25 protein-coding genes are annotated in these 24579 nt (G+C 64.0%); 12 read left to right on the forward strand and 13 right to left on the reverse strand.

Annotated elements, in window-relative coordinates:
- Positions 1–243 precede the first annotated feature (243 nt).
- The 5 genes from ACFPFW_RS13045 (at position 244) to ACFPFW_RS13065 (ending at position 5049) form a co-directional block, all read left to right on the forward strand.
- Complete coding sequence (locus tag ACFPFW_RS13045) at positions 244–1392, forward strand: ABC transporter substrate-binding protein (RefSeq protein WP_114956833.1); 1149 nt, start codon at positions 244–246, stop codon at positions 1390–1392.
- A gap of 122 nt (positions 1393–1514) precedes the next feature.
- Positions 1515–2636: an ABC transporter ATP-binding protein gene (locus ACFPFW_RS13050; RefSeq protein ID WP_114956832.1), complete on the forward strand. Its 1122-nt coding sequence runs from the start codon at positions 1515–1517 to the stop codon at positions 2634–2636.
- Complete coding sequence (locus ACFPFW_RS13055) at positions 2636–3544, forward strand: ABC transporter permease (protein WP_114956831.1); 909 nt, start codon at positions 2636–2638, stop codon at positions 3542–3544. Before ACFPFW_RS13050 ends, ACFPFW_RS13055 begins: the two co-directional genes overlap by 1 nt.
- 1 nt (position 3545) lies before the next feature.
- Positions 3546–4346 carry an ABC transporter permease gene (locus ACFPFW_RS13060; RefSeq protein ID WP_379771033.1) on the forward strand — a complete coding sequence of 267 codons (801 nt, stop codon included), beginning with the start codon at positions 3546–3548 and terminating at the stop codon, positions 4344–4346.
- A gap of 13 nt (positions 4347–4359) precedes the next feature.
- Positions 4360–5049, forward strand: a complete 690-nt coding sequence (locus tag ACFPFW_RS13065; protein WP_114956830.1) for a cysteine hydrolase family protein — start codon at positions 4360–4362, stop codon at positions 5047–5049.
- 74 nt (positions 5050–5123) lie between these two features.
- Here the strand turns inward: ACFPFW_RS13065 and ACFPFW_RS13070 are convergent, their stop codons facing one another.
- Complete coding sequence (locus tag ACFPFW_RS13070; protein ID WP_114956829.1) at positions 5124–5885, reverse strand: DeoR/GlpR family DNA-binding transcription regulator; 762 nt, start codon at positions 5883–5885, stop codon at positions 5124–5126.
- Between the two features lie 100 nt (positions 5886–5985).
- Positions 5986–6513: a gamma carbonic anhydrase family protein gene (locus ACFPFW_RS13075; RefSeq protein ID WP_114956910.1), complete on the reverse strand. Its 528-nt coding sequence runs from the start codon at positions 6511–6513 to the stop codon at positions 5986–5988.
- 174 nt (positions 6514–6687) lie between these two features.
- On the opposite strand from ACFPFW_RS13075, the gene ACFPFW_RS13080 reads away from it, so the two are divergent.
- The 6 genes from ACFPFW_RS13080 to ACFPFW_RS13105 all read left to right on the forward strand — a co-directional run bounded on the left by ACFPFW_RS13080 (position 6688) and on the right by ACFPFW_RS13105 (position 12731).
- The gene (locus ACFPFW_RS13080; protein WP_114956828.1) at positions 6688–7698 is read left to right on the forward strand and encodes a tripartite tricarboxylate transporter substrate binding protein; all 1011 of its coding nucleotides are present in this window, start codon (positions 6688–6690) and stop codon (positions 7696–7698) included.
- A gap of 87 nt (positions 7699–7785) precedes the next feature.
- Positions 7786–8268: a tripartite tricarboxylate transporter TctB family protein gene (locus tag ACFPFW_RS13085; RefSeq protein ID WP_114956827.1), complete on the forward strand. Its 483-nt coding sequence runs from the start codon at positions 7786–7788 to the stop codon at positions 8266–8268.
- 10 nt (positions 8269–8278) lie between these two features.
- Positions 8279–9817 carry a tripartite tricarboxylate transporter permease gene (locus tag ACFPFW_RS13090; RefSeq protein WP_114956826.1) on the forward strand — a complete coding sequence of 513 codons (1539 nt, stop codon included), beginning with the start codon at positions 8279–8281 and terminating at the stop codon, positions 9815–9817.
- A gap of 69 nt (positions 9818–9886) precedes the next feature.
- Positions 9887–10615 (forward strand): GntR family transcriptional regulator, encoded by a 729-nt coding sequence (locus tag ACFPFW_RS13095; RefSeq protein ID WP_114956909.1) that lies wholly within the window; start codon positions 9887–9889, stop codon positions 10613–10615.
- 80 nt (positions 10616–10695) lie between these two features.
- Complete coding sequence (locus ACFPFW_RS13100; RefSeq protein WP_114956825.1) at positions 10696–11961, forward strand: CaiB/BaiF CoA transferase family protein; 1266 nt, start codon at positions 10696–10698, stop codon at positions 11959–11961.
- Positions 11958–12731 carry an enoyl-CoA hydratase/isomerase family protein gene (locus tag ACFPFW_RS13105; protein ID WP_114956824.1) on the forward strand — a complete coding sequence of 258 codons (774 nt, stop codon included), beginning with the start codon at positions 11958–11960 and terminating at the stop codon, positions 12729–12731. The genes ACFPFW_RS13100 and ACFPFW_RS13105 overlap by 4 nt, the downstream gene beginning before the upstream one ends.
- A 19-nt stretch (positions 12732–12750) precedes the next feature.
- On the opposite strand, the gene ACFPFW_RS13110 is transcribed toward ACFPFW_RS13105, so the two are convergent.
- The 5 genes from ACFPFW_RS13110 to ACFPFW_RS13130 form a co-directional block, all read right to left on the reverse strand.
- A complete protein-coding gene (locus ACFPFW_RS13110; protein WP_114956823.1) occupies positions 12751–13671 on the reverse strand; it encodes an acetamidase/formamidase family protein in 921 nt (306 codons plus the stop codon).
- 28 nt (positions 13672–13699) lie between these two features.
- The gene (locus ACFPFW_RS13115; protein WP_379771039.1) at positions 13700–14536 is read right to left on the reverse strand and encodes an ABC transporter permease; all 837 of its coding nucleotides are present in this window, start codon (positions 14534–14536) and stop codon (positions 13700–13702) included.
- Complete coding sequence (locus ACFPFW_RS13120; protein WP_114956908.1) at positions 14536–15360, reverse strand: ABC transporter ATP-binding protein; 825 nt, start codon at positions 15358–15360, stop codon at positions 14536–14538. Before ACFPFW_RS13120 ends, ACFPFW_RS13115 begins: the two co-directional genes overlap by 1 nt.
- A 5-nt stretch (positions 15361–15365) precedes the next feature.
- On the reverse strand, positions 15366–16379 hold the full coding sequence (locus tag ACFPFW_RS13125; RefSeq protein WP_114956821.1) for an ABC transporter substrate-binding protein: 1014 nt from the start codon (positions 16377–16379) through the stop codon (positions 15366–15368).
- Between the two features lie 261 nt (positions 16380–16640).
- On the reverse strand, positions 16641–16994 hold the full coding sequence (locus ACFPFW_RS13130) for a transposase (RefSeq protein ID WP_114956820.1): 354 nt from the start codon (positions 16992–16994) through the stop codon (positions 16641–16643).
- A gap of 112 nt (positions 16995–17106) precedes the next feature.
- Here ACFPFW_RS13130 and ACFPFW_RS13135 point away from each other — a divergent pair, with 112 nt between their 5' ends.
- Positions 17107–18045: an acetamidase/formamidase family protein gene (locus tag ACFPFW_RS13135; protein WP_114956819.1), complete on the forward strand. Its 939-nt coding sequence runs from the start codon at positions 17107–17109 to the stop codon at positions 18043–18045.
- Between the two features lie 28 nt (positions 18046–18073).
- On the opposite strand, the gene ACFPFW_RS13140 is transcribed toward ACFPFW_RS13135, so the two are convergent.
- From ACFPFW_RS13140 to ACFPFW_RS13165, 6 genes are all read right to left on the reverse strand, one after another.
- The gene (locus tag ACFPFW_RS13140) at positions 18074–19015 is read right to left on the reverse strand and encodes an acetamidase/formamidase family protein (protein WP_114956818.1); all 942 of its coding nucleotides are present in this window, start codon (positions 19013–19015) and stop codon (positions 18074–18076) included.
- A 17-nt stretch (positions 19016–19032) separates the two neighbouring features.
- Entirely contained in the window at positions 19033–19722 is a 690-nt protein-coding gene (gene urtE, locus ACFPFW_RS13145; protein ID WP_114956817.1) for an urea ABC transporter ATP-binding subunit UrtE, read from the reverse strand.
- A 2-nt stretch (positions 19723–19724) separates the two neighbouring features.
- A complete protein-coding gene (locus ACFPFW_RS13150; RefSeq protein WP_114956816.1) occupies positions 19725–20438 on the reverse strand; it encodes an ABC transporter ATP-binding protein in 714 nt (237 codons plus the stop codon).
- Entirely contained in the window at positions 20435–21511 is a 1077-nt protein-coding gene (gene urtC / locus ACFPFW_RS13155; RefSeq protein WP_114956815.1) for an urea ABC transporter permease subunit UrtC, read from the reverse strand. The genes ACFPFW_RS13150 and urtC overlap by 4 nt, the downstream gene beginning before the upstream one ends.
- On the reverse strand, positions 21508–23124 hold the full coding sequence (urtB, locus tag ACFPFW_RS13160; RefSeq protein WP_379771045.1) for an urea ABC transporter permease subunit UrtB: 1617 nt from the start codon (positions 23122–23124) through the stop codon (positions 21508–21510). Before urtB ends, urtC begins: the two co-directional genes overlap by 4 nt.
- A 69-nt stretch (positions 23125–23193) precedes the next feature.
- Positions 23194–24447 (reverse strand): urea ABC transporter substrate-binding protein, encoded by a 1254-nt coding sequence (locus ACFPFW_RS13165; protein ID WP_114956813.1) that lies wholly within the window; start codon positions 24445–24447, stop codon positions 23194–23196.
- Between the last annotated feature and the right edge of the window lie 132 nt (positions 24448–24579).

The raw sequence follows: 24579 nt of genomic DNA on the forward strand, positions 1-24579 counted from the left end.
GCGCTGCCTGCCTAGAGGCAAAGCAAACCTATCCGCTTGAAATTCCCACGGCGTAGAGAAATCCGGAACTGGCATGATCGACGCAATACGAATGCCTGAAACCGCGTTGGACGGTTTTCTCATGCAGAATGTCGCATCAGAAAAATGTTGTAAACCTCACATCATGAGGTCAGACTTCCAACATTGCTGGGCGCGACGGCGCGCTCACGCTTCTGCCCGCTGACGGGCGACGGGGACAGAGCGATGACCGAGATTTCGAGACGCAATCTGCTTCAGATCATGGGTGCCGGCGCGGTCGCGGCGGTGGGACCGTTCGGCATGGCGGGCAAGGCCTTCGCCGCCGGACGGGCGAAGGAACTGAACATCCTCTGCTGGGAGGGCTACAACTCCGCCCAGGTGCTCGACCCGTTCCGTGGTTCGGAAAAGGCGACGGTGAAGGCAGAGAGCCTGACCAACGACCCAACCATGATCAACCGCCTGCGCGCCGGCGAGACGAATGTCTGGGACCTGATCAACGTCAACAATCCCTGGGCGCGCAAGATCATGGCGCCGGCTGGTCTCATCAAGCCCCTGCCGAAGGCCGAGTTCGAGCCGTTCTTCGACAAGATGCTGCCGGAGTTCAAGGCGCCCTACAAATGGGCGATGAGCGACGACGGCAAGGACCTGCTCGGCATGGCCCAAAGGTTCGGACCCTACAGCTTCGTCGTCAACACCAAGAAGATCAGCCGCAAGACCGCCGAGGAACAGGGCTGGGACCTGTTCAACGATCCGAAGCTCGCCGGCAAGTACGGCATCCTCGAATCCGACGACTGGAACGTCTTCAACATCTTCATGGTCGCGGGCATCAACCCGTTCAAGGAACACACTCCCGAGGAGATGAAGAAGTTCGACGAGACGGCCCAGCGCGTCTTCAAGGGCGCCAAGATGGTCGGCGACATCGCCACAATGAACCAGGCGCTGATCTCGGGCGAGATCGACTGCCATCTCACCGGCGGCACCTATTCCGTCTCCCCGGCCCGTGCCGACGGCTACCCGGAAATGCGCGCCGTGACGCCGCTCAAGGGACCGATCGACGGCAAGGGCGGCATCTCCTGGATCGAGATCACCTCGACCGTCAACAATCCGAACCTGTCGCCGCTCGCGACCGAGTTCCTGAAATACGTCCAGGACCCGAAGGTGGCGCACACCGTCGCCTTCGCCGAGGGCACGTTCAACCCGGTCGCCCAGATGGGCAACAAGTCCTGCTTCGACCTCTTCACCAAGGAAGAGCTCGACGCGATCCAGTACGACAGCCTCGAAGAGGAAATGTCGCGCTCGGCCGAGTACGACATCGTCCCGGACTACGACAAGGCGCTCGACATCATGACGGCGGCCAAGCGCCTGCGCGGCTGAACAGGCGGACCTTTCTCCCTCATGGCCGGGCTCGACCCGGCCATCCAGGGTTCGAGGGCAAGGCTTCTGGATCCCCGGATCAGGCCCGGGGATGAGGGTCCGGTGGATGTGGAGTTTGTGGAATGGGATTGGCCCTGGTGAAAGAGCAGTCGGACGTCGCGAAGCCGAGCGGCGCCCAGCCCCTCCCTGTCCTGCAGCTCGTAGGCGTCCGCAAGACCTTCGGTGATTTCGCCGCGGTCGAACGGATCGACCTCGATATCGTCGAAGGCGAGTTCCTGACGATCGTCGGGCCGTCGGGCTCCGGCAAGACGACGCTGCTGCGCATGCTGGCAGGCATGGAAGCGCCCTCCGAAGGCAACATCACGCTGCGCGGCGAGCTCATCAACGACGTGCCGGCAAACAAGCGCCCGACCTGCCTCGTCTTCCAGTCGCTTGCGCTGTTCCCGCACAAGACTGTCGGCGAAAACATCGAATTTCCGCTGAAGGTGAAGAACATCGCTCCGGCCAAGCGCAAGGAGCGCGCTCTCGAACTGCTGCGCATGCTGCGCCTGCCGGAAAGCTATTACGGCAAGAATGTCATGAAGTGCTCAGGCGGCGAGAAGCAGCGTGTCGCCCTCGCACGCGCCTTCGCCTACGACCCCGACGTCCTGTTCTTCGACGAGCCGCTGTCCGCGCTCGACTACAAGCTGAAGAAGGTGCTCGAGAAGGAGTTGAAGGACCTCCACAAGGAGACCGGCAAGACCTTCATCTACATCACCCATTCCCTCGAAGAGGCGATGGTGATGTCCGACCGCATCGGCGTGATGCGCGCCGGCCGCCTGGTCCAGGTCGGTACGCCGGAGGAGATATACAGCCGCCCGGCCGACCGCTTCGTCTCCGAGTTTGTGGGCGAGGTGAACGTCATCGAGGCGGTCAAGAGTTCGGCCGGGGAATGGGTCGCAGCCGAAGGCGGCGCACCGATCAAGCTCAAGCTCCCGTCCGCTCTCACCGACGCGACGAAGGTCGCGGTCGTGGTGCGTCCGGAATTCCTTCGTTTCGTCGACAAGCCCGGCGCTGCCGACAACGCGATGAACGGCACGATCTACAACGAATATTCGCTCGGCTCGCGCATCCAGTATCAGGTGCGCGTCGGGGACAAGACGCTGCTGGTCGAGCTGTCACGCGGCAATGGCTGGAAGGGCACGCTGGACACACCCGTGCTCGTCGGCTGGGACGCCACCGACGCCATCGTGGTGGCGGCCTGATGGCAGACGTTGCCCTCGCCGCTCCGAGGACCGAAAGCCAGTCGGCACCGAAGCGGACAGTCGCGATCCCGGCCGGGCTGCGCTGCGCCAGCCCCGTCATCCTGTTCCTGCTGCTCGGCTTCATAGCCCCGCTGCTGACGGTGGTCGCCTATGCGTTCGCGACGCCACGCAGCTTCGATGTGTTCCGCTCGTTCACGCTGGAAAACTTCGCGACGATCTTCGACTCCTCCAACACTGTCTGGATGTCGTTCGCCTGGTCGCTGGCTTTCGCCTTCTGCACCGTCGTGCTGCTGGCGCTCGTGGCCTATCCGATTGCCTATGGCCTCAACCGCGTGTTCGGAAAGTGGTCCGGCCTGATCAGCGTGCTTTTCGTCTTCCCGCTTTTCGTTTCGGAGAACGTCCGCCTCTACGGCTGGACGCTGTTTTTCATCAAGAACGGCGTGCTCGACGGAACGCTGAAGACACTTGGCCTGGCAGGCGGCCCGGAGGTTCTGTTCACGCCCGGCATCATCCTGTTCGGCATGGTCTACGTCTACCTGCCGTTCATGCTGTTTCCGATGACGCTCGGCCTCGCAATGGTGCCGCGCGACCTCGTCGACGCCGCCCGCGATCTCGGCGCTGGCAGGCTGATGATCTGGCGTGAGATCGAGCTGCCACTGGCGATGCCGGGCATCCTGATCGGCATGCTGCTGACCTTCGTTCTGGCGGCCGGCGCGGTCGCCGAGGCGAAGATCCTCGGCGGCCAGTCCGTCATTATGATCACCCACGATATCGAGATCGCGTTCACCTATTCGCAGAACTGGCCGCTCGGCTCGGCACTTGCCGTGCTTCTGATGATCATCATCAGCGGGCTGGCGTTGTTCGTGATGTCGAAACTCGACCTCGACCGCATTCTCGGAAAGCGCTGACATGGACATGGAAAAGCGCCGCTCCGGACTCTTCATCGGTCTGTGGACCGGCTTCGTCGTCCTGATGATCTATCTGCCAATTGCCTGTGGTGCGCTCGCCGGCTTGTCGAGGGGCCGCTATTTCGGCTTCCCGGTGAAGGAATATTCCGGCGAGTGGTGGCAGCGGACGATCGACTCCTTCGAGATCGCGACGATCGTCCAGAATTCGCTGCTGATCGCCGGCATCGTCACCGTGATCTCGGTCGTCATCGCCTTCTTCGGCGCCCTCGCCTTCGCGCGCTACGAATGGAAGGGCCGTAAGCTCTACCAGAAGCTTCTCCTGCTCCCGATCTTCTTCCCGCAGCCGGTGCTCGGTCTCGCTTTGCTGCTCTGGTTCAACTCGCTCGGCCTCGCGCCGAGCTGGCAGACAGCGGCTGTCGCCCATCTCGTCTGGATCGTGCCTGTCGTGACGCTCGTCATCGCGATCCAGGTCTACAGTTTCGATCCCGTTCTGGAGGACGCAGCGTCGGATCTCGGCGCGAGCCGCCTGTTCATTCTGCGCGAGATCACGCTGCCGATCCTCTGGCCCGGCATCTGGTCGGGAGCCTTGTTCGCCTTCCTGCTGTCATGGGGCAATTTCCCGCTGTCGCTCTACACCGCCGGCGCGGACTCGACGGTGCCGAAATGGCTCTATTCGAAGATGGTCGCGGGCTACACGCCGATGGTGCCGGCGCTCGGCACGATGTCGACGCTCGCCGCCGCTACCGTCCTTCTCCTCGGCGGGTTGGCGATGATGCTGATCCGCCGCCGCGCCGCCGAATGATCAGGGGCCAATCGTGAGCTGGAAGACCTCGTATCGTTCCTTCTATTACGACGGAGCGCCGGAGCCGCTCGACCCCGTGCTGGAAAACGGCAAGGTCGCTCTGCTCGTCATCGATGTCCAGAACACGTACCTCGACCGTCCCGATCCGGCGACGCTCGAGGGCTTCGAACTCGACCACTACCACGCCTGGACGCCGTTCCATCAGCGCATGCACGGCACCGTCATCCCGACGATCCAGCGGCTTCTGGGCGAGTTCCGGGGACGCGGCCTCGATGTCCTGTTCGCCCGCATCGCATGCCATTTGAAGGATGGCCGCGACCGCTCGCTGAGTCAGAAGAAGCCGGGCTGGAACGACCTGCTCCTTCCGAAGAATTTCTACGAGTCGCAGATCCCGGATTCGGTCGAGCCGATCGGCGAGGAGATAGTCGTCACCAAGACGACCGACAGCGCACTGACCGGAACCAATCTGCGGCTCATCCTGACCAATCTCGGCGTCACCCATGTCGTGTGCGTCGGCATCTTCACCGACCAGTGCGTGTCCTCGACCGTGCGTAGTCTGGCCGACGAGAGCTTCGACGTGATCGTGGTGGAGGATGGCTGCGCGGCGGGAAGCCAGGAGCTGCACGACCGCGAGATCGAGATCATCAACATGATCTACGCGAGCGTGATGAACGCCGACGAACTCGTGGGATATTTGCCTTAGTCGTCGTCCCTCCGGCTTGACCGGAGGACCCACATGGATGCTCCGGTCAAGCCGGAGCATGACGGGCTAGCGCGTTAACCGACCACCAGATTGATGCTGTTCTGCTGGATGCTCGACAGCAGCACGCCTTCTGGCGCGACATCGGTGACGAGGTGGTTCACCTGGCGCCACGATGCGTAGCGAGCCGGGAAGATGCGGTCGAATTTCGAATTGTCGGCCACGACGATCGTCTGAGCAGCTCGCATCGTCATCGCGCTGTAGACCGCGCCGCATTCCACCAAGGCCTCCGAAGGCCCGTCCGGCGAGAGACCGCTCGCGCCGAGGATGGCGAAGTCGGCATAGAAGCCGTTGAGGAACGACACGGTGTGGACGCCCACTGTCGCGCCTTCGCTGGCGAGATAGTCGCCCGGCAGCATCAGCACCTTGATCGTCGGATTGAGCGCGAGAACCGTCGCGACGCCGAACGAATGGGTGATGACGGTGATGTTCTTCGCCTCGATCGCGATGCGACGAGCGACATGGGTCGTTGTCGAGCCAGATCCGATCATGATGGTGTGGCCGGCATGGATCAGGGGCAATGCTGCACGGCCAATCCGCTCTCTTTCGCTGACGAGGAGGCTGTGGCGCTCGGTGACCGAGGGCTCGGTCGAGAGGGGGCGGACCGCGCCGCCATAGGTGCGGTTCAACAGTCCCTGTTCGGTCAGTTCATCCAGGTCGCGGCGGATGGTTTCGGTGGAAACGGTCAGGCGGGCCGCAAGATCGGCGACACGAAGACTGGGACTGCGGCCAAGTTCGGAAAGAATCCGCGACTGGCGATCACCTTTGGAAAGTTTCATGCGGCCGAGATTCGATCTGCGCGTCGACGATTTTCATCCGAACAATCGCGCATCTTCGATAATGAAACCAGTCTTGCCGGGATCGAAATCCGGAACTTGCTTAAATTCTCCGGAGGCCGGACCTGAAGCGGTCCGCGTTCCCTACATAATGCGACGCGACATAAGCGAGCTGGGCGGCATTTTCCTCGGAAATTGAACGGATCGCCTTGGCCGGCGTCCCTACAATCAGGGAATTGTCCGGAAAGACCTTCCCCTCAGTCACGAGGGCATTGGCCCCGACAATGCAGTTGCGCCCGATTTGTGCACCGTTGAGAACCGTTGCGCCCATCCCGATCAGAGAGTTCTCGCCGATCGAGCAGCCGTGGACGATGGCCCGGTGGCCGATCGTGACATTCGGGCCGAGCGTCAGCGGAAAGCCCGGATCGGCATGGAGCACCGCACCGTCCTGAACATTGCTGCCGTCCCCGATCGCGATCTGATCGTTGTCGCCGCGTACAATCGCGCCGAACCAGACGCTGACATCGAGGCCGAGCTTCACCCGCCCGACAACATGGGCGTCGGGCGCGATCCACAGGCGATCGGCATCGGCGATCTCCGGCTGGAATTCGTTCAGCGCGTACAAAGCCATATTCATTTCCTCCCAGGTTTTCCGATCCCCTAAAGCCACGGTGCGACCGGGAGTCATACCAAAAGCGTTTGCCAGCCATGCAAAATCGTATTTATAATTATTGATGCGAAACAGGTTTGGCTACGGCGTCCTTCACGGCGCGTCCCGACCAGAAGCATTCACCAGGGAGCGAACATGACCGTGAATTCTCTCAAATTGGCCGCGCTGACCGCTGCGGCGACGCTCGCCATCGCGGCTCCCGCCGCGGCCGAGTGGAAGCCCGAGCGTCCGATCGAATTCGTCGCGGCGGCAGGTCCGGGCGGCGGCACCGACACCTTTGCGCGTGTCGTCCAGTCGGCGCTGTCGAAGGGCAATCTGCTCAGCGATCCGATCATCGTCAGCAACAAGGCCGGCGGCAGCGGTGCCGAGACCTTCATCTATGCCAAGACCTCTGGCGGCGACCCCTACAAGCTCTTCTTCGGCACGCAGGACGCCTATGTGCTCCCGCTCGCCAACAAGCTCTCCTACAGCCTCAACGACCTCGAGCCGGTCGCGGCGATGACCTTCGATCCGTTCATCCTGTGGGTGAACCCGAAGTCCTCTGGCATCGAGGACGTTAAGGGCTTCATCGCCAAGGCCAAGGAAGCGCCCGGTACGATCAAGGTCGGCGGCGCCAAGGCCAAGGAAGCCGACGAGACGCTGACGACTTTGATCGAGAAGTCGGCCGGCATCGACCTCTCCTACATCCCCTACAAGAGCGGCAGCGAAGCGGCCGTCCAGGTCGCGGGCGGCCACATCCAGGCCAACGTCAACAATCCGAGCGAGAGCGTCGAGCAGTGGAAGGCCGGCGTGCAGAAGCCGCTCTGCGTGTTCGAGGAAACCCGCCTGACCGACACCACGATCATCGCCGACGGCCAGTCGTGGAACTCGATCCCAACCTGCCAGGAAGCCGGCATCGCGGTGAAGTCGTTCGCCCAGCCGCGCACGATCTGGGCCGCCAAGGGCATCCCGGCGGACGCCCTCGCCTACTACACCGAGCTCTTCAAGAAGGTCGCCCAGACCGAGGAGTTCAAGGGCTACATGACACGCGGCGCGCAGATCCCGCGCACGCTGACCGGCGCCGAGTTCAAGGCGTTCATCGACCAGCACAAGGTCGCCTACTCCGGCTACTACAAGGACAATGGCTGGCTGAAGACTGCCGACTGAGCCGATCGGGGCGGCGCAGGCCGATTGGCGCCGCCCCACTTCCATAAGAAAGCGAACCTCCGCTGCGACGGATGGGCAGGATAGCCGATGGAAATCTCACGCAGGACGAGCGAAATCGCGACGTCCGTCATCACCGCGCTTCTCGGCGCAATCGTCTGCTATGGGGCGCTCGAGAACGGCATCACCTGGGACGATTCCGGGCCGCGGCCGGGCTATTTCCCGTTCTATGTCGGCTGCCTGATCATCCTCGGCAGCGCCGTGATCGGCGGCCAGGCGCTGCTGCGTCCGGCCGAGAGCAAGCCGCCCTTCCTCGATGCCGAGCGCGCCCGCTCCGTCGTCCTGTTCTTCCTGCCGATCGTCGCCTTCGCCGCGATCTCCGCCTGGCTCGGCCTCTATATCGGCATGGCGATCTACATCTTCTACGCGATGTACGTGCCCGGAAAACTCAAGCTCGCGACCTCGATCGCAGCCGCCCTGGCGGTCGCCGTCATCAATTTCGTCGTCTTCGAAAAGCTGTTCATGGTGCCGCTCCTCAAGGGGCCGGTGCTGAACTATTTCGGCATCTATTGAGGCACGCGCGATGAGCAATTTCGGCCTGCTTCTGGACGGCTTCGCCGTCGCACTGACGACCCACCACATCCTCATCATGGTCGCAGGCGTACTGCTCGGCCTCGTCGTCGGCGTCCTGCCAGGCCTCGGCGCGCCGAACGGCGTCTCGCTGCTTCTGCCGCTCACCTTCACCATGGACCCGGTGTCGGCGATCATCCTGCTCACCAGCATGTACTGGGGAGCACTCTTCGGCGGATCGACGACCTCGATCCTGTTCAACATCCCGGGCGAACCATCCTCCGTCGCGACGACATTCGACGGCTATCCGATGGCGCGGCAGGGTCAGGCGGTACGCGCCCTCACCCTCGCCTTCTCGTCCGCCGGCATCGGTGCGCTGACCGGCGTCATCGTCATCACGCTGCTCTCCGGCTGGGTCGCGAATTTCGCGCTGCGTTTCGGTGCCGCGGAGTACTTCGCCGTCTACTTCATGGCGTTCGCCAGCTTCATCGGCATGTCGAGCGGCTCGCCCTTCAAGACGCTCGTCTCGATGATGCTGGGCTTCGCTTGCTCGGCCATCGGCGCCGACACGATCTCGGGCGAAAGCCGCCTCACCTTCGAGTTCGACGCACTGATCGGCGGAATCAGCTTCCTCGTCGCGGTCATCGGCCTGTTTGGCCTCGGCGAGTTGATCATGACCATGGAGGAAAACCTCGAATTCCATGGCGTGAAGGCGAAGCTCAGCCTGCGTGAGATCTTCAAGACGGTCGCTGAAGTGCCGCGCTACTGGGCGACCGTCCTCCGCAGTGCGCTGATCGGCTGCTGGATGGGTATTACCCCCGGCGGACCGACCGCCGCGAGCTTCATGAGCTACGCCATCGGACGCCGCTTCGCGAAGAATGGCAACCGGTTCGGCAAGGGCGAGCCGGAAGGCATCGTCGCGCCGGAGACGGCCGACCATTCGGCCGGCTCCTGCGCGCTCCTGCCGATGCTCGCGCTCGGCATTCCGGGCTCGGCGACGGCCGCCGTTATGATGGGCGGCCTAATGATCTGGGGCCTCGCACCCGGACCCATGCTGTTCACGACGCGCCCCGATTTCGTCTGGGGCCTGATCGCCTCGATGTATCTCGGCAACATCATCGCCGTGATCCTCGTCCTCGCGACGGTGCCGATGTTCGCCTACATCCTGCGCGCGCCGTTCCGCATCGTCGGACCGATGATCACGGTCGTCTGCATGATCGGTGCCTATACGGTCGCAAGCCACACCTTCGACATCTGGCTCGCGCTGCTGTTCGGCGTGGCCGGCTACGTCTTCAAGAAGCTCGATTACCCGCTCGCGCCCTTCGTGCTGGCCATGGTGCTCGGCGACAAGGCCGAGGACGCCTTCCGCCAGGCCATGCTGACATCGAACGGCTCGGCCTCGATCTTCTGGTCCAACGGCCTCGTCGGCACGATGATGGCGCTCGGCATCATCCTCCTCTTCCTGCCCCTGATCTCGAAGCTCCTCTCCAAGGCCGGCATCGGCTTTCGCCGCAAGGCGCTGCCGCCGCAGTCGGAGGTTGGTTCGGTATGAGCGGATTTCTGGAAATGCGTGACGGCCTTTATCATGGCGAATCGGCAGGAAACGCAGCGGTATAAATTGATGGCGATCAATACACTTGTACGTCAGAGCCTGCATGAATCGCTCGTGGCACCGCTGCGCGAGATGATCCTTTCGGGCGAGCTCCGCGCCGGCGAGAAGGTGCCGGAGGAGCAGCTCTGCGAGCGCTTCGGCGTGTCGCGGACGCCTATTCGGGAAGCGCTGAAGGTGCTCGCCGCCGAGGGCGTGCTGCAGATCATGCCGCATCGCGGCGCGATCGTCGCCCGGATCACCGAGGACCAGATCAACGAGCTCTTTCCGATCATGGCCTCGCTCGAGCGCCTGGCCGGAAAACTCGCCTGCGCGGTCGCGACCAGCCAGGACATCGACCGCGTGCGCGCGCTGCACGACGAGATGATGCGGTGCTACGCGGCGGGCGACGAGGCCAGCTATCTCGTCCTCAACCGCCAGATCCACAATGCGTTCTTCGTCATCGCCAACAATGCGACGCTGCACGCCTTCTATCAGCAGGTCCTGACGCGCATCCATTCCTGCCGCTTCGTGATGCGGAAGACGCCGGAGCACTGGCGCAAGGCCGTGCTGGAGCACGAGCAGATGATCACGGCGCTCGAAGCGCGCGACGGCGACACGCTTGGTGCGCTGCTCGAGCGCCACATCACCGGCACGACCGTGGGCATCGCGCGCGACTTCGTCCGCGGCAAGGAAGCCGAAGAGACAGCCGCCGAGAAGCCCCCGCGCCGCAAGTCGGCGGCACCCGAGATCAGCTTCTGAAACGAATTCCGGACGGCAAAAGCCGTCCCGATTGTAATTATTGATTATCGCGCGACGCGCAGACCGACTGGAAGGACACAATGAGCGATCTTCTCGATCACACCGAGGCCAAGCCCTCGACCCAGAAGGAGACCGGCACGGGCCCGTCGGCTGCCAGCCTTCCGCTCGCGGGCGTTCGCGTCCTCGACTTCAGCCAGGTTATGGCGGGACCGTTCTCGACCATGCTGCTGGCGGATCTCGGCGCAGACGTCATCAAGATCGAGCCGCCGACCGGCGACCAGACCCGTTCGTCGATGGGCTTCAAAATGAAGGGGCCCGACTCGATGGGCTTCCTCAACATGAACCGCAACAAGCGCTCGATCACGCTCGACCTGAAGAGCGATGCCGGTCGCGAGGCGTTCTACAAGCTGGTCGAGACTGCCGACATCCTGGTCGAGAACTATCGTCCCGGCGTGGTGAAAAAGCTCGGCGTCGACTACGAGACGCTGAAGAAGATCAATCCGAAGCTGATCTATGCCTCGATCTCTGGCTTCGGCCAGACCGGCCCGTGGGCCGACCGTCCAGGCTTCGACCTGATGGCGCAGGCGATGTCCGGCGTGATGAGCGTGACCGGCCATCCGGGCATGCCACCGGTGAAGGCCGGCGTTCCGGTCGCCGATATCGGTTGCGCGCTGTTCTGCACCTATGCGCTGCTCAGCGCCTATATCGGCCGCCAGAAGAGCGGCGAAGGCCAGTACATCGACGCCTCGCTGTTCGAGGCCGCCCTCGCCTTCTCGATCTGGGACACGTCCGAATATTGGGGCACCGGCGTCATGCCGACCCCGGTCGGAACGTCCAACAAGATGAGCGCGCCCTATCAGGCCGTGAAGTCGAAGGACGGCTATTTTGTCATGGGCGCGACCAACCAGAAGCTCTGGCTGCAGCTTTGCGAGCAGATCGGCCGCGAGGACCTGCTCGAGGACCAGCGCTTCACCACCAATCCGCTGCGTCTCAAGAACCGTGAAGTTCTGATCGAGGAACTGGAGAAGACCTTCGTCACCAAGACGTCCGACGAATGGGTCGACGAGCTTCTCGCCGTCGGCATCCCGGCAGGCAAGATGAGCTCCTATCCCGAGGCGTTCGAGAGCGAGCACGGCAGACATCGCAAGATGCGGCTCGAAATCCCGCATCCGATCGAGGGGACGGTGCCGAACATCGGCTTTCCGGTGAAACTGATGGGCACGCCGCAGCAGATCCGGATGCACCCGCCGCTGCTCGGCGAGCATACCGACAGCGTGCTGGCGGAAGTCGGCCTCGACGAGAAGGAGATCGCCGATCTGAAGGCGCGCGGAGCGTTCGGCGCATGAGCGGTCAGGTTCTTTACACCGTCGAGAACGGCGTCGGCTCGGTCGTCTTTGACCGGCCCGAGGCGCGCAATGCGATGACCTGGGGCATGTACGCTTCGCTCGGCGAGATCTGCGACCGCATCGCCGAGGACAAGAGCCTGCGCGTGGTGACGTTCCGCGGCGCGGGCGGCGAGGCCTTCGTCGCCGGCACCGACATCGAGCAGTTCCGCGAGTTCAAGACCGGCGAGGACGGCCTCAAATACGAGACCATCATCGACACCCGTATCGGCCAGATCGAGAGCCTGCCGATTCCCACCATCGCGATTGTCGACGGCTGGGCGATCGGCGGCGGCATGGCGATCGCGGCGGCCTGCGATTTCCGCGTCGCCACGCCTGCCGCGAAGTTCGGCATCCCGATCGCCCGCACGCTCGGCAATTGCCTGTCGATGGCGAATACCGCGCGCGTCATCGCGGCGGTCGGCGTGGCGCGCGCAAAGCGCATGCTGATGCTGGCGGAGGTGCTCGGCGCGGAGGAAGCGAAGGCCGCCGGTTTCGTCACCGAGATTGCCGAGCCCTACGTCCTCGACGAGCGCGTCGGCGTCATGGTGTCGAAGCTCCTGGCCAACGCGCCGGTGACGATGCGCGTCATCAAGGAAGGCACGCGTCGCATCATCAACGCAAACCTGCCGGACGGCGACGACCTCGTCGCCGAATGCTACGGCAGCGCCGACTTCAAAATCGGCGTCGAGGCATTCCTCGCCAAACAGAAGCCGGTGTGGACGGGCGCCTGACGGCGCCCTTCCCTCATCGTCAGGCGAAGGACGCCAGGAGCGACTTCGGCACCTTGCAGATGTAGCTGTATTTCGGATTGACCACCTGGGTGCAGCGCGCCTCGGCGATCTGGCCGAGCAGCATGTAGGCTTCCGGTTCCGGGATGCCGTATTCGTCGTTCAGCCAGTAGATCATCTCCTGGAAGGCGATCCGCATCGCATCCTCCAGCGGCCGCGCACAGCCCGTCGTGCAGATATGCGTCGCCGTCTCGATGCGGGGATGGATCAGCCGTTTCGGCGCCTTAGACAGCGAGACGCGGACGGTGAGTGTCGCGGCGATCTCGGTCGCGCCCATGCCGTTGGCCTCGCCGTCGCCCTGAATGGCGTGGCAATCGCCGAGGAAGAGGTGCGCGCCGTCATGCTGGACGCGGAACATAACCGTACTGCCGGTCGTGACTTCCTGGATATCGAGATTGCCGCCATGCGGGCCATTGTCGACGGTGAGCACAGCGCCGTGGACCGGCGCGACGCCGATGACACCGATCATCGGCCGGACCGGCAATTTGACCTTGTCGCTCCAGTGGACGAAGCCGTCCTTCACTTCCATCACGCGGGTCTGGTGGCCGAACTCCTTGTTCCGCACCCAGTCCGGGAACATGCCGACGCCCGGCCAGAGCGCGGTGAAACCGAGCGTGTCGAGCTTCATGTCGAGGATCTCGACACTCAGCATGTCGCCTTTCTTGGCGCCCACGATCTCGATCGGCCCGGTCGCGCCGTTGACGAAGGGGAACTCGACGTCATCCGGCGTCAGCTGCTGCCCGACCGCGCGGATCGTTCCGTCGTTTGCGTTGATGGCGCAGTCGACGACCGCCGTCTCGCCGGGGTTCATCTTCGCCACGAAAGGATGATCGGCCGACAGCGCGTATTTGATGTTGCCGATCTTCGGAACGTGCAGCGTCATGGTTCAAACTCTCGAGATTGGTGTTTGGTCAGCCGGCGCGGCGCCACGGCGTCAGCAGCCGTTCGACGCGTCCGACGATGAAAGTCAGGATCAAGGCGAGCGCGATGGTCGCGACGAGTTCCGCGAACACCTTCGGGATGATGTAGAGCGAGCCCGCCTTGAAGATCGCGTGGCCGAGGCCCTCCGAGGAGGACATGAACTCGCCGACGATTGCGCCGATCAGCGCGAAGCCGACGGTAAGTTTCAGTCCGGCGAAAATGTCGGTCAGCGAGGCCGGCACGACGAGCTTGCGGAAGATCTGGAACTTCGAGGCGCCCAGAGTGCGCATCAGGTTGATCTGGTCGTCGTCGACGCCGGTCGCGCCCTTGTAGGAAGTGACCAGCGCGACGACGACGACCGACAATGTCGACATCGCAATCTTGGAGGCGAGCCCGGTGCCGAACCAGATGATGACGATCGGCGCGAGCGCGATGATCGGGATCGAGCCGATTGCGATGATGAAGGGCTGCATGACCCGCGAGATGAAGCGCGAATACCACAGCGCAAGGCCGAGGGCTGTACCGATGACATTGCCGACGACGAAGCCGAGAACGGTCTCGATGCCGGTGACGTAGGAATCGCGCCAGACGCTGCCGTCCCTGAACATCTGCGCGAGGTGACCGCCGATGGCAGACGGCGAACCGAACATGAAGGCTGCCTGGCTGCTTGCACTGGTCGCCCATTGCCAGAGCGCAAGTCCGGCGACGAGCAGGAGGAGCTGGGCGGCAGTCACCGCCGCAGCCATCCGCAAGGTGCGGGCGCGCGTCTTGCGGAGTTCCGCGGCGAGACGGTCTTCGCCGGTCATCTTCTGGGGTGTCTCGTGCATCATTGGCGCGCCACGTCCAAATCGGCCCAGATCTGCCTGACATAATCGACGAAGCGCGGGCTCTCGCGGGCGGCGATCATGTCGGCACGTTCGACGCCGAGATCGATCGCATAGGTCTTCTTCACCCGCGTAGGGCGCTTCGACAGAACGATGACGCGGTCGGAGACCGAGACCGCCTCCTCGATGTCATGGGTGATGAGCAGCGCCGAGCGGCCGCTATCGCGGACGAGATTCACGGTGTCGCTCTCGATCACGAGCTTGGTCTGGAAATCGAGCGCGGCGAACGGCTCGTCGAGGAGCAGCACTTCAGGATCGTTGACCAAAGTCCGCGCCAGGGCCACGCGCTGGCGCATGCCGCCGGACAGGGTCGATGGATAGGCGTCGGCGAAGCCGTGCAGGCCGAGCTGGTCGAGCATCGCGCGGGCGCGATCTTCCGCCTGCACCGCCGACACGCGGCGGATTTCGAGCCCGAGCATGACGTTGCTCAAGGCCGTCCGCCACTGAAACAGGAGGTCCTTCTGCAACATGTAGCCGACATTGGCCGGCTGGCCGGAGATCGCGGCGCCGTGCCAGCGCACGGTGCCTGTGTCCGGCGGGATCAGTCCGCAGAGCACGTTGAGCAAAGTGGTCTTGCCGCAACCGGACGGGCCGACGACGCTGACGATCTCGCCGCGGTTCAGCGTCAGGCTGATATCGCCGATGACCGGCACAACGGCCTGGCTTCCGACATAACTTTTCGAAACCCCCAGGACTTCAAGCGGCGCCGCAGACAGAGGCGACTGCGGCGCCGTTCCTGAATGGAGGCTGGCGTGAACGGCCTCCATCTGGATCATCCGAGCGAGGCTATCGCCTTCTCAGCGAACGAATTGTCGATGATGTCGCTGAAGGCCACCGTGCCCTTGATGTTCTTGAGGTAGACCTGCATGTCCATCAGGTTCTTCCACTGGTCTTCCATCGTCTTCACCGACTGGGCCGGGATCTTGTACTGAAGCTCGGCGTCGATCGCCTTGTCGACGACGTCACCCGGAAGATCGGGGAATTCCTTGCGCGCGACTTCCTTCGCGAAAGCCGGATCGGCGTAGGTCTTGCGCGAGGATTCCTCGAACGCGGTGACGAGCGCCTGCACCATCTCCGGGTCCTTCTTGATCGTCGAAGGCAGCACCATGATGCCGGTGTTGCAGAACGGGCCGATATAGTTCGAGAAGTCGAACACGACCTTCGAGCCCTGCGCCTCGGCGGCAGCGACGCTCGGCTGATAGGCGACCGCCATGTCGGCCTGGCCGGCGAGCATCGCGCCGATCTCGGTGCCCGGGTTCACCGGCACAATCGTGACGTCGGTGCCGAGCTTGAGCCCGGCCTTCTCCACCATGCGCTTGGTGACGGAGAAGTTGGTGTTCGGCTCGGGCGAGGTGACGACCTTCTTGCCCTTCAGCATCGTCGGGTCGGTGAAAGGCTCGAGGGTCTTCGACACGCCGAAATAATGGGCCCGCTGCACGACCGTGCCGACGACGACGCCGGGGCCGCCGTTCTCGCGCGAGATCTGCGCCATGGTGGCGTCGCCGATGGCGAAATCGGCGGAGCCGCCGAGGACAGCGGCGAAGGTCTGGGTGTCGCCGCCGGCGGCGCTGACCTTCATGTCGAGACCGTGCTTTTTGAAGATGCCGGCGTGCATGCCGACATAGAGGTTGATGTAGCCGAGATTGTGCACGGCTTCGCTGAAGTTCACGGTCTTCAGACCTGCAGCCGAAGCACGGCTGATCAGCGCGGGCGAAGCAAGCCCGGCGACAGCGGCGGCCGTCGAAACCTTGAGGAATGACCGGCGGTCAAGACGCCCATCTTTCATTGAAAAACCTCCGGAAAAGTGACGCCGCGTTCCGGCGTGGATGGCGTCATGATGACCCTCCGGCCCGGTCGCTCAAGGCCAAGATATTCGCTGTCTCCCGAGGGATTTGACGCATTCGTGGCCAAATCGCCGGCATTCGCAGTCTCAGGTTGCCGGAGGCGATGTCCGCACCGACTGAATTATGAATTCCGGCCGGTCATACTGGCGAGAGTGCCATTAAGCGCCTTCGGCACCGGCTAACTTTTGAGCAGCGATTGCCTATCAGGGACGCGCCCGCAGGGAGGCGTAGTAGAGCATCCCGCCGCGCGAACTCGGCGCACCGCCGTGGTGGTCCTGTTCCTGAACAGGCGATGGCGCGGCCGATCCCCTCGGCCGCGCCATGCCAGGCCCCCGCACCAGATCTTCCAGCACCGCCCGCAGGCGGCGGTTTTCGATCTGGAGCGCCCGCATCTCTGAAAGTTCGGCCGGCTCCATGCCGTTGAAGCGCTGGCGCCAGCGATAGAACGTGCGCATGGAAACCGCCGCGGTGCGGCAGATCTCCGAGACAGGCGTTCCACCGTCCGCCTCACGCAGGAGGCGGATGATCTCGTCGTCCGTAAATTGGGAGCGTCTCATACTCGTGCCCCAAAATGCGATACCGGTGGGCAGCGAACTGCCTCATATAATCGAAGCAAGAAGCGCGCCGGATGTTTGGCATCCAAGCTGCATCAAGGCGCTAGGGGAACATATGTCGAGGCGACACGAGATACCGGCCACGCCGGAGAACATGGTCTGGGGGTATCTCGATTCAAACATCGCCCCGATTCTCGAAGTCGATTCCGGCGATGTGGTCACGCTGCACTCGTTTCCGGCGGGCGGTGAGGATGTACTGCCTCCCGATGCCTCACGCGTAAGCCCGGAATATCGCAAGGCACTGGACAGCATGGCGCCCGGTCCAGGCCCGCATTTCATCACCGGCCCGGTGCATGTGCGCGGCGCTCGCGTCGGGTCGGTGCTGCAGGTCGACATCCTCGATGTCCAGATCACGCAGGATTGGGGCTTCGTCGCTCTGCTGCCGCTGACCGGCACCCTGCCCGGCGAATTCCAGGACTATGCGATGATCCACCCGAGGATCGATCGCCAGCGCGGCACCGCAACCATGCCGTGGGGGACCGAGATCGCGCTCGATCCATTCTTCGGCATCATCGCCACCGCGCCGCCACCCGCCTGGGGCCGCGTCGGCTCGCCGGTGCCGCGCGTCTTCGGCGGCAATATGGACAACAAGGAACTCAGGCCGGGTTCGACGCTATACCTCCCGGTCTTCAACGAAGGCGCCCTCTTCTATGCCGGCGACGGCCACGCCGTGCAGGGCGACGGCGAGGTCTGCATCACCGCGCTCGAGACCGGCGTATCGGGCTCGTTCCGGCTGACGGTGCGGGAGGACATGTCGCTCACCTGGCCGTTCGCGGAGAACGCCACGCATCTGATCTCGATCGGCCTTGACGAAGACCTCGACGATGCCGCCCGGCAGGCCGTCCGCGAGATGATCAGGCATGTCTGCCAGCGTTCGAAGATGACGCCGAACGAGGCCTATATGATGTGCTCGCTCGTCGGAAATCTGAGGATCACGCAGATGGTCGACGGCAACAAAGGCGTGCACATGATGTTCCCGAAGGCCTATCTCTGAGGCCTCCGGGACGCATTCGAACGGGACGTCAGAGGACGGATTTGGCGAGCATCATGTGCACGCCCTTGTTCCCATCCACGGTCTGGGTCACGCGCAGGTTCCCCGCCAGCGAACACAGCATGTAGGCCTGGTTCCGGTTGAGATTGGTGCGCTCGCAGATGTGTTTCACCATCTCGCGCACGGCCTGCTTCATCGCATCGTCGAGGTCTTCGTCGAGGCCGATCGAGATCAGATGCGTCTTGTTCTCGGCGAACGGAAAGTCGTAGCGGAGATCCTTGCGGACGGTCAGGCGGAAGCTGCCGCTGAGGCCGGTTTCGAGCGCGGTGATGCAGACCTCGCCGTCGCCCTGCACGCCGTGGCCGTCGCCTGCGTAGAACAGAGCGCCCTTGTTGTAGATCGGCAGATAGAGCGTCGTGCCGGGCTTCAGCTCCTTGTTGTCCATATTGCCGCCGAAGCTGCGCGGCACCGGCGAGCCGACGCGGCCCCAGGCCGGCGGCGGCGCGGTGGCGATGATGCCGAAGAACGGATCGAGCTCGATCTCGGTCCCCCACGGCATAATGCAGACATTGCGGTCATGATCGACCTTGGGATGGATCGTCTCGTAGTCGGTGAACTCGTCCGGCAGCGTGCCGAGCAGCGGCAGGATGGCGACGAAGCCCCAATCCTGATTGACCTTGGCATCGATGATGTCGACCTGCAGCACATCACCTGGCTCCGCGCCGCGCACGTAGACCGGGCCGGTGATGAAGTGTGGCCCGCCTCCCTGCTGGAGCGCGTTCAGCGCGTTCGTGTAGGCCTCCGGCACTTCCAGATCGCCGTTCGGCGGCAGCGCTTCGGGCCCGCCGGCCGGGAACGAGTGCAGCCGCACCACATCTCCCGAATTGACCTCCAGCACCGGCTCGCGCTGGCTGTCGAGATAGCCCCAGACCATGTTCTCGGGCGTGGCGGGGATCTCGTAGCTGCGGGACATTATTCTCTCCTTGGAACTCAAACGGCGATGTAGCGGGACAGGGAAGCGTGGGTCATGGCCTCGCCGCTCCCCTGCTCGATGACGGCGCCACGCGACAGCACGGCAAAGCCGTCGGCGAGGCGGATCGCGAAATCGAGGTATTGCTCGACGAGAAGGATCGACATCCGCCCCTTCAGCGAGGCGATGGCGGCTTCGATCGTCTTGACGATGGACGGCTGGATGCCCTCGGTCGGCTCGTCGAGGATGAGGAGCTTCGGCCGGGTGACAAGCGCGCGCGCGATGGCGAGCTGCTGCTGCTGGCCGCCGCTGAGCTGGCCGCCTGTGCGGTGCCAGAACTCCTTGAGGATCGGAAACAGCGCGACCGCTTCGTCGATGCCGTCGCTGCCCGTTCGGTGGGCGCGCGCGGCGGCCAGCACGTTCTCGCGGACGCTCAGTTCGGGGAAGATTTCGCGACCCTGCGGGACATAGGCGAGGCCATGCTGTGAGCGGCGATGCGGCGACCAGTTGGTGATGTCGGCACCGTCGAACGAGATCGAACCGGAGGTCGGCGGCAGCACGCCCATCAGGCAGCGCAACAGAGTGGTCTTCCCTGCCCCGTTGCGGCCGAGAACGGCGAGGCACGCGCCGTCGTCGACGTTCAGCGAGACGTTCCGGAGCACCTGGGCGCTGCCGTAGTGCTGTTCGAGGTTCTGGACGACGAGAGCCATCGTCAGCGCCCCAGATAGACTTCGATGACGCGCGCATCCTCGCGGACGCGGCTCATCGGGCCTTCGAACAGGGTCCGCCCCTCGTGGAGCACCGTCACCTTGTCGGCGATCTCCTCGACGAAGCCCATATCGTGCTCGACCACGACGATCGCGCGGTCCGGACGGCGAAGCGCGCGAATGAGCGCGGCGGTGCGCTGGCGTTCCTCGTCGGTCAGGCCGGCGACCGGCTCGTCGAGCATCAGGATCTTCGGATCGGAGGCGAGCACCATTCCGATCTCGAGCCATTGCTTCTGGCCATGCGCGAGGGTCCCGGCCGGCCGGTCGGCGAGCTCGGTCAGGTTGACCATTGCGAGCACCTCGTCGATCCGGCCGGAGGGAGCCTTGGCGACCGGGACGCCCAGCCCGAGTTCGATGTTCTCGCGGACGGTGAGCACCTCGAAGACGCTTGGTTTCTGGAACTTGCGGCGCACGCCCTTGCGGGCAATCTGCGCCTCGCTCAGTCCTATGAGGTCGGTATCGTCCAGCACGATGCGGCCGGCCTTCGCGGGTGTGACGCCGGCGACGACGTTGAGCACGGTCGACTTGCCCGCGCCGTTCGGCCCGATCAGCGCGCGGACCTCGCCGTAGTCGATGGCGAGCGAGAGATTGTCGACGGCGCGGAATCGGCCGAATTCCACCTCCAGCCCGTCGATGACGAGAGCCGTGCCGCCGCTCATTTGGCGCCTCCCATCGATGACAGAAGACGCGGCTTCCATTTGAGACCCGCGAGATCGAGCAGGCCGTTCGGGAAGACAAGGACGATGAGGACGACGAGGCCGGACAGGATGAAGGGCCAGACTTCCGGCGCCGCCGCCGACAGCCAGAATTTCAGCGCATTGACCGCGAGCGCGCCGATCACCGCGCCCGTGAGATAGCCGCGTCCACCGACCGCGACCCAGACCGCGATTTCGAGCGAGAGTTCCGGCGACAGGACGCGCGGATTGATGATGCCGACCTGCGGCACATAGAGGATGCCGGCGATGGCCGCGATGACGGCCGAGAGGCACCAGATCGCGAGCTTGAGCCAGAGCGTGCCGTAGCCGAGCGAGCGCAGACGAACTTCGTCGTCGCGGGCGGCGACCATCATCCGCCCGGTGCGGCTGGTGACGAGAAGACGGCAGCCGATCAGGACCGCGATCAGGACGACGATCGAGACGACCGCCATGCCGATGAGCGTGCCCGCCTGCCCCACCGGCCAGCCGAAGACCAGTGAGAAGCCGGTCATGCCGTTATTGCCGCCGAAGCCGGTGTCGTTCCTGAACATCAGCAGCATGGCGACGTAGACGAGCGCCTGGCTGATGATGGCGAAATAGACGCCGCCGACCTTAGAGCGGAACGAGACATAGCCGAAGACGAAGGCGACGATCGCGGTGACGCCGAGCGCGAGCAGCAGCGCATACGGGAAGTTCGACAGCCCGGCCCAGTAGAGCGGGAACTCCTTCCAGCCCATGAACTGCATGAAGTCAGGCACGATGCCGGTGACCTCGTACGAGTGCTTCAGCAGGTGCATCGCGGCGACGTAGCCGCCGATGGCGAAGAACAGGCCGTGACCGAGGCTGAGGATGCCGAGATAACCCCAGATCAGGTCGAGGGAGACCGCCAGGATCGCGAAAGCCGCAAGCTGGCCGATGGCGTTGACCATGTACGGCGTCAGTAGCGAGGTACCGCCGAACAGCGCGATGACGATGACGGCTGCGGCACACAAAGCGATGAGAGCGGCGAAGCTCTTGTCGGCAAAGAGCGTCTTCATCGGCGCCGCCCCTTCGCGGTGAACAGGCCCTCGGGCCGCCATTGCAGGAAGGCGATGATCAGAAACAGCACGATGACCTTTGCCGCGACGGCGCCCCAGAGCGGTTCGATCAGCACGTTGACCTGACCGACGCCGAGCGCGGCGACGAGCGTGCCGCCGATCGTGCCGACGCCGCCGAGCACCACGACCATGAAGCTGTCGATGATGAAGTTGCCGCCCATCTGCGGATTGACGTTGTAGATTGGCGACAGCGACAGCCCGGCGAGGCCGGCAAGACCGGAGCCGAGGCCGAAGGCCATCATGTCGATCTTGCGAGTCGGGATACCGATGCAGCCGGCCATGTCGCGGTTCTGCGTCACCGCGCGGATGTTGAGGCCGAGACCGGTGCGGTTCACCACGAACCATGTCAGCGCGAGCGTGATCGCGGCGAAGGCGATGGCGAACAGGCGGTTCCAGGTGACGATGAAATCGCCGACCACCGGCACGCCGCCGGAGATGTAGAACGGCGTCAGGAATTGCAGGTTCTGCGTGCCGAAGCTGACGCGGACGAGGTTGATCAGGAACAGGCTGATCGCCCAGGTCGCGAGCAGGCTCATCAGCGGGCGCTTGTAGAGGTGGCGGAGGATCGTTGCCTCCAACAGGACGCCGATGCCGGCGGTAACGAGGAAGGCCGGCACCACCGCGATGAAGAGGTAATAGTCGGCGAGACCGGGCGCGATCGACTTCAGCGCTTCCTGGGTGAGCCAGGTCACGTAGGCGCCGATCATGATGAGTTCACCCTGGGCGAGGTTGATCACGCCCATCAGGCCGAAGATGACCGACAAGCCAATCGCCGCCATGAACAGGATCGAGGCGAAGCTGAGCCCGTTGTAGAGCGTCGAGAGCACGTCGCCGAGCAGGATGCCCTGCCCGACTTTGATCAGTGCGGCGTCGACCGCGAGGCGGAACTTCTGGTCGGATTTGTAGGCCGGGTCTGCCAGGAGCGCGGCGATCTGCGTCTGGACGCGGCGGTTCGGTGTGGAGGCCAGCCGCTCTACGGCGGCGATGCGCTTCGCGATGTCCGGAGAGTTCAGCGCGGAGATCTGCGCCGTGCTCTCGATCTCGGCTTTCAGGCCGGCATCGCTCTCGCCGGCGGCGGCCTGTTCGAACACCTCGACCGGCACGCTGGCGGCCTTGCGGCCAAGCGCGGTGAGTGCCTGACGGCGGACGGACGGCGTGGCACCGACGCGAAGACGGAGCGCGGATTGAGCAAGCTCGAAGACGGCGCGATTCTTGAGGTTGAGGACCGGCACCTTTGGCTGATCAGGCGCGGACGCCGGTTCCAAAGTCACCGCGTTGCGGACCGCGCCGCCGCCGTCGACGACGGTCTGCCCCGGATCGGCCGCGCATTTGAGCTGGCGGTCGAGCAGCGCCGAGGTCACGGTTTCCATCCAGGGAAGTTCGGCCGCATCGGGCTGCCCCGCACTCGCGAGGATGCGATTGCCGGCATCGCCGGTCGCCGCCGCGTTGCCGCACAAGCCAGCAATGAGCTCCGCCCTGCCCGGGCTTTGCGCAGACGCGCCGGTGGCAACAGCCACGGCGAAGAGCCAGCCGAGGATCAGCGGTCGGATCATGGACATCACAAATGAGAAGGAATTCGCCCCGCCGCCCGAGGCGTGATTGTAAGGCGGCGGGGCCCGTGCTCAGCCGTAGGGGCTGAACGGGATCGGCTTCGGCTCGTCTTTGGACTGCCAAAGAATGTCGAAGCCCTGCGCCTCGTTGACCGAGCCGATGAAGACGCCGCGGTAGACGTAATTGTTCTCGGCGGTCATCTTCAGCTTGTAACCCGACGGGCAGTCGAAGGTGATGCCGTCGAAGGCGGCGCGGACCTGCGGCACCTCGAACGAACCGGCCTTCTTGGCGGCGAGCGCCCAGAGATGGACCGAGTCATAGGCCGAGACCATCGGGTCGATGACGACATCCGCCTTGAACGGCACGTTCTTGGCCTTCACGTAGCCGGCCCAGTCCTTCAGGAACTTCTCGTTCGCGGGACCGGCGGCCTTCTGCAGGTAGGCCCAGCAGTTGAGGTGACCGACGAGCGGCGCGGTGTCGAGGCCTTCCAGGTCCGCCTCCACGACGTCGAGGCCGAGCACCGGAACTTCGGTAGCCTTGATGCCCTGGTTGATGAACTCGCGGAAGAAGTCCGGGATCGACGAGCCGACCGTCGTCAGGATGACGACCGGCTGGCCGCCGGGCTGGTCGGCGAAAGCGCGGATCTGGTTGACCAGCGTCTGGAAGTTCGAGAAGCCGAGTGGGACGTACTCTTCCTTCCACGACGTCTCGGGAATGCCCTTCGACTTGAAGTAGCCCTTAAGCTGCTTGTTGATCGTGCGCGGCCATACATAGTCCGAGCCCAGCATGAAGAAGCGCTTGGCCGTGACGCCCTCGTCGCTCATCAGGTAGTCGACGGCGGGAAGGACCGAGCTTGCCGGCGGCGAGTTGACGTAGACGACGTTCTTCGAATTCTCGTCGCCCTCGAAGTGGAGCGGGTAAAACAGCAGGCCGTCGGCCTGTTCGACGACCGGCAGGACCGATTTGCGCGAGACCGAGGTCCAGCAGCCGAACAGCGAGGCGACCTTCTCCTGCTGCAGCATCTGCCGGCCGATCTGGGCGTAGAGCGGCCAGTCGGAGGCCGGGTCGGACGTCACGACCTCGATGGTCGAGCCGTTGACGCCGCCCGCCGCGTTGATCTCGTCGGCGGCCATGCGGACGACATGGTTCAGGCGGCCCTCGATGTTCGCCATCGTACCGGATGAGGAAAAGAGGCAGCCGAGCTTCACGGTGCCGGCGGCGCGCGCGGACGTGATCAGCGCCGGTGCGGCGAGGTTGGTGAGACCGGCCGCGGCGGCGGCTCCGGCAGTGGATTTCAGGAAGGAACGGCGTGAGAACTTGGTCATGGCTGACCCCTGCTTTTCAGATGCAGGCAGCCTAGAAACTCACCGGTTCGGGGCAAGGCGATAAGATTCGCAAGCCGGTAGGCAATTGCACGAATTTTACCGCAGCGCCGGGCGTAGTGTCATTTTTGACAT

Source organism: Flaviflagellibacter deserti, from assembly GCF_042652085.1.
GTDB lineage: Bacteria > Pseudomonadota > Alphaproteobacteria > Rhizobiales > Methylopilaceae > Flaviflagellibacter > Flaviflagellibacter deserti.

What these genes read in the sequence shown, in the direction of transcription:
- ACFPFW_RS13150 (WP_114956816.1), bottom strand. Translation starts at nt 20,438, where the DNA reads ATGAGCGGCGGCACGGCTCTCGTCATCGACGGGCTGGAGGTGGAATTC.
- ACFPFW_RS13135 (WP_114956819.1), top strand. Translation starts at nt 17,107, where the DNA reads ATGTCGAGGCGACACGAGATACCGGCCACGCCGGAGAACATGGTCTGG.
- ACFPFW_RS13130 (WP_114956820.1), bottom strand. Translation starts at nt 16,994, where the DNA reads ATGAGACGCTCCCAATTTACGGACGACGAGATCATCCGCCTCCTGCGT.
- ACFPFW_RS13060 (WP_379771033.1), top strand. Translation starts at nt 3,546, where the DNA reads ATGGACATGGAAAAGCGCCGCTCCGGACTCTTCATCGGTCTGTGGACC.
- ACFPFW_RS13070 (WP_114956829.1), bottom strand. Translation starts at nt 5,885, where the DNA reads ATGAAACTTTCCAAAGGTGATCGCCAGTCGCGGATTCTTTCCGAACTT.
- ACFPFW_RS13140 (WP_114956818.1), bottom strand. Translation starts at nt 19,015, where the DNA reads ATGTCCCGCAGCTACGAGATCCCCGCCACGCCCGAGAACATGGTCTGG.
- ACFPFW_RS13050 (WP_114956832.1), top strand. Translation starts at nt 1,515, where the DNA reads ATGGGATTGGCCCTGGTGAAAGAGCAGTCGGACGTCGCGAAGCCGAGC.
- ACFPFW_RS13095 (WP_114956909.1), top strand. Translation starts at nt 9,887, where the DNA reads ATGGCGATCAATACACTTGTACGTCAGAGCCTGCATGAATCGCTCGTG.
- ACFPFW_RS13080 (WP_114956828.1), top strand. Translation starts at nt 6,688, where the DNA reads ATGACCGTGAATTCTCTCAAATTGGCCGCGCTGACCGCTGCGGCGACG.
- ACFPFW_RS13045 (WP_114956833.1), top strand. Translation starts at nt 244, where the DNA reads ATGACCGAGATTTCGAGACGCAATCTGCTTCAGATCATGGGTGCCGGC.
- ACFPFW_RS13085 (WP_114956827.1), top strand. Translation starts at nt 7,786, where the DNA reads ATGGAAATCTCACGCAGGACGAGCGAAATCGCGACGTCCGTCATCACC.
- ACFPFW_RS13100 (WP_114956825.1), top strand. Translation starts at nt 10,696, where the DNA reads ATGAGCGATCTTCTCGATCACACCGAGGCCAAGCCCTCGACCCAGAAG.
- ACFPFW_RS13090 (WP_114956826.1), top strand. Translation starts at nt 8,279, where the DNA reads ATGAGCAATTTCGGCCTGCTTCTGGACGGCTTCGCCGTCGCACTGACG.
- ACFPFW_RS13120 (WP_114956908.1), bottom strand. Translation starts at nt 15,360, where the DNA reads ATGGAGGCCGTTCACGCCAGCCTCCATTCAGGAACGGCGCCGCAGTCG.
- ACFPFW_RS13105 (WP_114956824.1), top strand. Translation starts at nt 11,958, where the DNA reads ATGAGCGGTCAGGTTCTTTACACCGTCGAGAACGGCGTCGGCTCGGTC.
- ACFPFW_RS13115 (WP_379771039.1), bottom strand. Translation starts at nt 14,536, where the DNA reads ATGCACGAGACACCCCAGAAGATGACCGGCGAAGACCGTCTCGCCGCG.
- urtB (WP_379771045.1), bottom strand. Translation starts at nt 23,124, where the DNA reads ATGATCCGACCGCTGATCCTCGGCTGGCTCTTCGCCGTGGCTGTTGCC.
- ACFPFW_RS13055 (WP_114956831.1), top strand. Translation starts at nt 2,636, where the DNA reads ATGGCAGACGTTGCCCTCGCCGCTCCGAGGACCGAAAGCCAGTCGGCA.
- ACFPFW_RS13165 (WP_114956813.1), bottom strand. Translation starts at nt 24,447, where the DNA reads ATGACCAAGTTCTCACGCCGTTCCTTCCTGAAATCCACTGCCGGAGCC.
- urtE (WP_114956817.1), bottom strand. Translation starts at nt 19,722, where the DNA reads ATGGCTCTCGTCGTCCAGAACCTCGAACAGCACTACGGCAGCGCCCAG.
- ACFPFW_RS13125 (WP_114956821.1), bottom strand. Translation starts at nt 16,379, where the DNA reads ATGAAAGATGGGCGTCTTGACCGCCGGTCATTCCTCAAGGTTTCGACG.
- ACFPFW_RS13110 (WP_114956823.1), bottom strand. Translation starts at nt 13,671, where the DNA reads ATGACGCTGCACGTTCCGAAGATCGGCAACATCAAATACGCGCTGTCG.
- urtC (WP_114956815.1), bottom strand. Translation starts at nt 21,511, where the DNA reads ATGAAGACGCTCTTTGCCGACAAGAGCTTCGCCGCTCTCATCGCTTTG.
- ACFPFW_RS13075 (WP_114956910.1), bottom strand. Translation starts at nt 6,513, where the DNA reads ATGGCTTTGTACGCGCTGAACGAATTCCAGCCGGAGATCGCCGATGCC.